Raw genomic sequence first — 6,846 nt, 5'->3', positions numbered from 1 at the left:
CACCCCCCACTGATTATTACCCTCATCAATCGGGCGTTTACGGGCAGCAGGGCTCCCACCTAACTTCTTTTCTCCACCTGAATTTTGAGATGGGAGTTTTACTGCCCACAAATAGCGGGATAAAAAAGTGCGCACCTCAAAATAAATAATTTTCCCTTGAGGTACGCACTCTATGATGTGAAATTCGAAACTATATGTTATTTTTCTTTTCCATTTGATGAAATAACTTCTTTATACCAATAGAAGCTCTGTTTCTTTATTCTTTTTAAATCTTTTAAATCGTCTTCATCACGATTTATATAGATAAAACCATATCTTTTTCTGAAACCTTGATGCGTAGAAATTAAATCGATTGCCGCCCAAGGGCAGTAACCAATTACATCCACTCCATCTGCAATTGCCAATTCCATCTGTTCAATATGTTTTTTCAAATAATCAATTCGGTAGTGATCTTTCACTGACCCATCTTCATCTACTTTGTCGTAAGCACCTATCCCATTCTCTGTAACGATAATTGGCAAGTTATAACGATCATTCACTTCTCTTAATGTAACTCGGAAGCCAATTGGGTCGATTTCCCAACCGAAATCGGTTAATTCTAGATGTTCATTATCGTCACCCATGAAGAACCCTTCTTCACCTACTTCAATTTGTTGATCAGCAGCTTCATCAATTACAAAGTTCTCATCATATTCACTAACAGTAATAGAAGAATAATAGTTAAAAGCTATATAATCTGGTTTTGAACTAGATAGAATCTCCATATCTCCTTCTAGAATGACTGGTTCAATATTTTTGCTTTTCATGAAATTCCACGCTATATTGTTATATCTTCCATATACAGCCATATCAAGGTATAACCAATTACGAATTGCGTTACAATTTTGAGCCGCAATAATATCATTCGGCTTACATGTTTTCGGATACACATAACTAATATTTGGTGCTGGACCAATTTTCGCATCAGATATCATCTTGTGACATAAGTTTGTTACCTTTGCCTCCGCTAAAAGCATATGATGATTTTGCTGATATAGCTCTTTTTGAGATACTATCGATGTCCCAACAGCCTGTCCATGTAATATCATCATGTTCTGTTCATTAATTGTTAACCAATTCTTAACCCGATCTCCAAAACGTTCAAAAAGGATTTCGCAATATGTAACAAAAGCATCGATGGTAGCACGGTTACTCCATCCACCCTTTTTCTCTAATTCATACGGTAAATCAAAATGATACATCGTTATTAACGGTACGATATCATGCTTCAGCAATTCATCAATAAGATTGCTATAGAATGTAATACCTTTTTCATTCACTTCTCCCGTACCATTTGGAAGAATTCGAGTCCAAGCTATTGAAAAACGATATACTTTTAGCCCTAATTCAGAAAAAAGCTTCACATCTTCTTTAAAATGATGATAATGATCACTACAAACTGTAAAATCTGACGTACCTTCAGGAATAACTTTCACATCTTGAACAGAAAGGCCTTTTCCATCTTCATTATAGGCTCCTTCTACTTGGTAAGCACTTGTGGAAGCTCCCCATAAAAAGTCTTTTTTAAATGAACTATTGAGCATAATTTTTACCTTTCCTTTTCAAAAATAGTATTGTTATAGTTTGTTTATATTAAACTTGTTTCACTAAAAATGTTTCATAAACGCTTATAAGCTCTTCTGCTATAATTTTAAATCCTTCTGCACTCATTAATTGATCTTCTGCATGTGCTAGTAATAAGCTAACTTCTACTTTTTCACCAGCCGCTTCTCTACTAATCAGTCCAGCATGCGCTCTATGTCCTTCAATAAAAGTCTCACTACCCTCATTCATTAATCGTCTCGCTTGTTCAAAGTTACCCATTTTTGCTTCTTGAATTGCTTCAATATATGAAGATCGTGCGCTACCTACTGTTGATATAATTTTAAATACTACTAATTCATTTTGTTCCATAACGATTCTCCTAACATTTTTTTATTTTTATAAATCAAAAAACAATCAGTGGGGTTTCGTTCATCCCCACTGATTACTAGCCCACAACAATCGGGCTTTTGAGGGATACATTATTATTGCTCAGTTGCTGCTTGTTGTTCTGCCTCATAAGCTTTCTTATCTCCCATTTTAAAGAACGGATAATATAGTAGAATTTGAGAGATAATAATTAATACCGTCATGATTAATAGTAACCAACCACCAGAAATATAACCTGCAAATGGTGCTGGTGTTACCCATGGCAATTCAATAAGTGGGTTAAAGGTAGATAAAATTCCCGTGATTTTAAGGAATACGATACAAATTAACCCGCCAACTATTGAAGATGCTACTAATGGAATAAAATATATTGGATTCAGAACAAGCGGTAATCCAAATACTATCGGCTCATTAATATTAAAGATATTTGGGACGATACCGATTTTCCCAAGTGATTTATATTGCTGTGATTTCGCAAATAGTAGATTTATTGCTAAACCTAACGTATTTCCTGTTCCACCAATGGCAACTGCAAAATGCATTAAACTAAATCCTAAATAAGGAATTTCCGCAAAAGGTGTTCCTGAAGCGAAAGCTGTAATTGCTGCCGTAAATAACGGAGCTGTCGCACTATACCACACATTTATGATTGGTGCTGGATGTAAACCGAAGAACCAACATAAATTCATAAAAGTAAAGATAGCAATAACTGACCATACAGACGATCCAATTACTTTTACAGGTAACGAGATTACTTGACTTACAAAGTTAAAAATATTTTCATATGGAGTATAGCCAAATATTACTCTAATAAAGAAGATAAGCGTGAAAATGATGATTGAAATAAATACTGGATTAATCGCCTCAGCTACCATAGGTGGTACCGATTCTGGTAATTTCACTCCAATATTTCTTCTTTTTAATGCACAGTACAATTTACCGGTGAACACGCCGACAAACATGGCAACGAATATTCCATCACTACCTAAATACTGATTTAAAATAGCTGGAATTTGTTCTTCTCCAACCTTAATTGACATTGGCATTAAGCATAAGAAACTACCTAATGCTATAACAGCAGCTGTCATTCCGTTCATGCCTTCTTCTTTCACATAAGAATAAGCGATAATGACAACCATATATACTGCTAACAAGCTAAGTGTCGCACTAATCATGTCTTGCATGTGCGTATATAAACCAATTTGAATTAAAAATTCTTTCCACCCTTTAAATGGTAAGTTACCTAAAATAGCAAACAATGTAACACCGATCGTAACAGGAATCGTCATCATCATCCCTGATGTAATAGCATTAACTACTTTACTATTTCCGAGATAATTTGTTAGTGGTGTGATGATTCGTTCTAGTCCGTTTTTTGTCCCTTCTAACAGCTTCATAATTACCTCCAACATTTCTGACTTTTAATTCATTTACTTTTTGCCTTTTTCCACATAGCTCATATCATTTACAGATTGAACTTTATATTTCCCATCTTTATATACAACTTTTGAAACACTTGCATTTCCTAACCCTTCTTCAACCTCATTTAAAGAGTCAGGAGATATTGAATATAATAGATCCATTAAAGATATACCATGTGATACAACAAGGACTTCACCGCCGCCATCTTCTGCTACTTCTTTTGCAATTTTATCAACTTCGTTTTTCATTCTCTTTGTGACTGTTTCAGTATCTTCAGCCTGTTTACTCTTATCGATCTTCGCTGCAGTTTTTTGCATAATATCGATGTCGAAATTATTCATAAATTCTTCATGGTTCATATTATTTGCTTGTGCAAGTTTTTCCCGAAAAGTATGATTTAACTCCCCTTCAAACTCACCGAAACACACTTCACGCAAATTTTTACTTTGATTGATATTCATATCTTTATTTCCACTTTGATCTAATACAATTTTCGCAGTTTCTATTGCACGTCCACTATCGCTACTATATGCCTTCTCAAACTTAACTTCTTTCAAACCTTTTCCAAGATACTCTGCCACTTCAACTCCATCTTTAGTAAGGGGCGCGTCTGCCCACCCCTGTACTCTATCAGTCGTGTTTAGCATCGTTTTCCCATGCCTTACTAAATAAAACTCAACCGGCTTTTCTTCTTTTTTCTCTTTCACTTTTTGGTCTTCATTTGCTGAACATCCAAATAATGAAACTGTTAAAGAAGCTAACAAGCAAAGTGATACAATTTTTTTACTCATTATGAATTCTCCTTATGGGCTTATAAAAATATGCATGCACCACCTACATGAGTAGAATGCTATTTTTATAATCAAGATATTCAAAAAATTATTTTGACTGATTAAACAACCAATTTATCATCTCTTTATCCTGCAAAGCTGGTACCCAAGAGAAGTGTCCCATTGGTTTAACGATTCCAGTTGGATATTCTGTATATTTAACCAAAGAACCACCTAGTTCTTTAATAGCTTGTACAGCATCTCTGCTATATCTCACATCAACTAGCGGATCATCTTCTGCATGGAAGACCCAAATTGGCATATCTTTAATATCCTTGAATACTGAAGTATCTTGCATTGGTTCATATTCACCAACAAGCTTATTTTCCGGCAAATCTCCTATTCCACAAATCGGAACAGCAGCTGCGAAAAGATCCGGGTTCTTCTTAATAACATTCCAAGTCCCAATTCCACCATTGGACATACCAACAACATATATACGATTTTTATCAATATCATATTTATCGATGGTTTCTTTTAGTAAATTCAACATAGTAGTATAGTTCGGTTCCTCGGTCCAATATGCTGTAAGTGTTTCAGCTGCTTCAACCTGAGGAGCTAACACATATGCAGGGTTTTTCTTTTGCTGTTCTGGATTAGCCCACGCTACAGCGCCCTCATTTCCTACAACTTGCATATAGTTGTCATTGCCTCGTTCACCTGATCCATGTAAAAATAAGACTAATGGATATTTTTTGTTAGGCTCTTTTTTAGGCTCAAAAAGTCTATATTGCATTTTGCTTCCAGATGCATCTTGATATACTCCTTTTTTAAAATCATCTACAACAGGAGTAACTACATTTGAAATTTTATTTTTCTGTTCAGATGCTTTAAAAGTTGCACCTTCTTTTGTTTTAATTTCTTTCTTAAGAGTTAACTTATAATCTAAATTATCTCTCGTGCTTAAAAATTTTTCTTCATCAAATGTTGAGGTAGATGCATGTTTATCGTTTTCATCTAATTCGATTACAACGTATTGTCCGTCTTTTGAAGCCTCTGATACCTCAGCTTTATTATTTGTATACACTTTATTTATTTTTCTATTTTGAGGTTTCCCATTCACTTCCACCTCAACTTTAAAACTATCTTTTGTTAATTTTGAGCTATCTATTGTATCTCCAAAGTCACAAACGACGGTAGCTCCTACTTCCCCATACGGAAGAACATTCGTTATAAGTGTTATATCTGAGTCTTTTAAAGCCTTACCTTTGCTTTCTGATGAACATCCTGAAAGTACCAAACCACCTGCCAAGCTCCCTATTACCATACATAAAATTGGAAATTTCTTTATCTTTTTCAGACGATGACCTCCCTCAAAATATGTACTTTTCATAACTGACATAAATCGTATAAAGCTCGTTAATCGTTCCCAATGCAGAAACTTTTAATCACCTAAAATGGTTTTCACTCGTTCAATTACTTTTTTCCCATCTAACATGCCGTAAGCTGCCATATCAATTACTTCAATATGCTTTTCTGGCAATTGTTTTTTCACATTATTTAATGCATATCGCACTTGTGGTCCTAATAAAATCACATCAGCTGCTGGGCCAACATTTTGTGCTTCCGTTAATGCATAAGCATTAATCTCACAGTTATAACCTGCCGATTCTGCAAACCCTTTCATTTTGTTCATTAACATACTTGTAGACATACCTGCATTACATAAAAGTACGATATTTCTCATATTAAAAACCTCCAATATTTATTTTAAGTGCTTTGCATACTCTTTATTTCTGCAAGCGCTTTCTTGATAAGTTCAATATAAACTATGGTCTAAGACTAGGGTCAATAGCTTAATTTAATTAATTCATTTATTTTGTATAAACTTAACTGAACACCGTGTAAAAATCCTTTTGTTTCAAAAAAAAAGTGCATGTAATTGTAGACTGTGTCTAACAATTACATGCACTTTTTCATTTCCTTCTCTACTTCACATTTACGAGGTCACCTTGCATTATTTGATTTAATAATAGGAATCATAATAATATAATGTTCATCTGTTTTTTCTTGACTCTTTGTTTCGCAAACGTATCTACATAAAATATCTCCGTTAAGAGAGTATCCCTGTTCCTGCATAATATGTAGTGGTTCATCTAATATCAACGATGATAACGGTTCATTTACGTCTTTTTCATATAAATAATGCAAGCACTCTCCTATAGGTATTTGAATAACTGAATCATCCATAGGTAATTGACATTCTTTCATCTTTGATTCAGAGATAGCCATTACCCAATAACTATTATCTATATTTTTCATTTTATAGTCTTCAAGTGGAATACATAATGCTGGAGAAACTGTTGGTAAGAAATTCAACCATGTTTTTAATAGTGGATTTGCATACAATGTTCCTTCATTTAAATGAACATGTTTGAGAAAATAATAAGTCTCAGCTTGTTTTATAACCCATCGCTTATCTTCTTGTCTATATTCGTTTAATAAGTTCATGAATTCATTTATTTGCTTTGTTTCTAACTCTAACTGTTTTATCGCTTCATTTTTTTCAACTATTTTATCATTACATTTTTTCATTATGTCATCATATTCTAAACCGTTAAAAACCGATCCAATTTCTTTCACATGGAATCCCATCTGTCTAAAGCTTCTAATTGCTAAAAAC

The 6,846-nt window shown here is 34.0% G+C and carries 7 protein-coding genes; all 7 read right to left on the bottom strand.

From position 1 onward, the window contains the following. Positions 1-197: 197 nt before the first annotated feature. Positions 198-1,583 carry a glycoside hydrolase family 1 protein gene (locus V7038_RS11325; RefSeq protein WP_070139586.1) on the bottom strand — a complete coding sequence of 462 codons (1,386 nt, stop codon included), beginning with the start codon at positions 1,581-1,583 and terminating at the stop codon, positions 198-200. Between the two features lie 49 nt (positions 1,584-1,632). Next, entirely contained in the window at positions 1,633-1,953 is a 321-nt protein-coding gene (locus V7038_RS11320; protein WP_335470252.1) for a PTS lactose/cellobiose transporter subunit IIA, read from the bottom strand. A gap of 113 nt (positions 1,954-2,066) precedes the next feature. After that, positions 2,067-3,368, bottom strand: a complete 1,302-nt coding sequence (locus tag V7038_RS11315) for a PTS sugar transporter subunit IIC (RefSeq protein ID WP_199660938.1) — start codon at positions 3,366-3,368, stop codon at positions 2,067-2,069. A gap of 33 nt (positions 3,369-3,401) precedes the next feature. Continuing rightward, complete coding sequence (locus V7038_RS11310) at positions 3,402-4,184, bottom strand: histidine phosphatase family protein (RefSeq protein ID WP_335470250.1); 783 nt, start codon at positions 4,182-4,184, stop codon at positions 3,402-3,404. A gap of 88 nt (positions 4,185-4,272) precedes the next feature. Then, positions 4,273-5,565, bottom strand: coding sequence for a prolyl oligopeptidase family serine peptidase (locus V7038_RS11305; RefSeq protein ID WP_335470248.1), 1,293 nt, complete (start codon positions 5,563-5,565; stop codon positions 4,273-4,275). A 42-nt stretch (positions 5,566-5,607) separates the two neighbouring features. Then, positions 5,608-5,910 carry a PTS sugar transporter subunit IIB gene (locus V7038_RS11300; RefSeq protein ID WP_088078827.1) on the bottom strand — a complete coding sequence of 101 codons (303 nt, stop codon included), beginning with the start codon at positions 5,908-5,910 and terminating at the stop codon, positions 5,608-5,610. A 260-nt stretch (positions 5,911-6,170) separates the two neighbouring features. Continuing rightward, a partial coding sequence (locus tag V7038_RS11295) for a MerR family transcriptional regulator (protein ID WP_335470245.1) occupies positions 6,171-6,846 on the bottom strand: 676 nt, incomplete at its 5' end.

It is taken from the genome of Bacillus sp. JJ783 (assembly GCF_036963225.1).
Lineage (GTDB): Bacteria > Bacillota > Bacilli > Bacillales > Bacillaceae_G > Bacillus_A > Bacillus_A cereus_U.
This window is presented reverse-complemented; position numbering and strand designations above follow the sequence as displayed.

Coding starts and splice junctions, on each gene's coding strand:
- V7038_RS11310 (WP_335470250.1), bottom strand. CDS start 4,184: ATGAGTAAAAAAATTGTATCACTTTGCTTGTTAGCTTCTTTAACAGTT.
- V7038_RS11300 (WP_088078827.1), bottom strand. CDS start 5,910: ATGAGAAATATCGTACTTTTATGTAATGCAGGTATGTCTACAAGTATG.
- V7038_RS11305 (WP_335470248.1), bottom strand. CDS start 5,565: ATGTCAGTTATGAAAAGTACATATTTTGAGGGAGGTCATCGTCTGAAA.
- V7038_RS11325 (WP_070139586.1), bottom strand. CDS start 1,583: ATGCTCAATAGTTCATTTAAAAAAGACTTTTTATGGGGAGCTTCCACA.
- V7038_RS11320 (WP_335470252.1), bottom strand. CDS start 1,953: ATGGAACAAAATGAATTAGTAGTATTTAAAATTATATCAACAGTAGGT.
- V7038_RS11315 (WP_199660938.1), bottom strand. CDS start 3,368: ATGAAGCTGTTAGAAGGGACAAAAAACGGACTAGAACGAATCATCACA.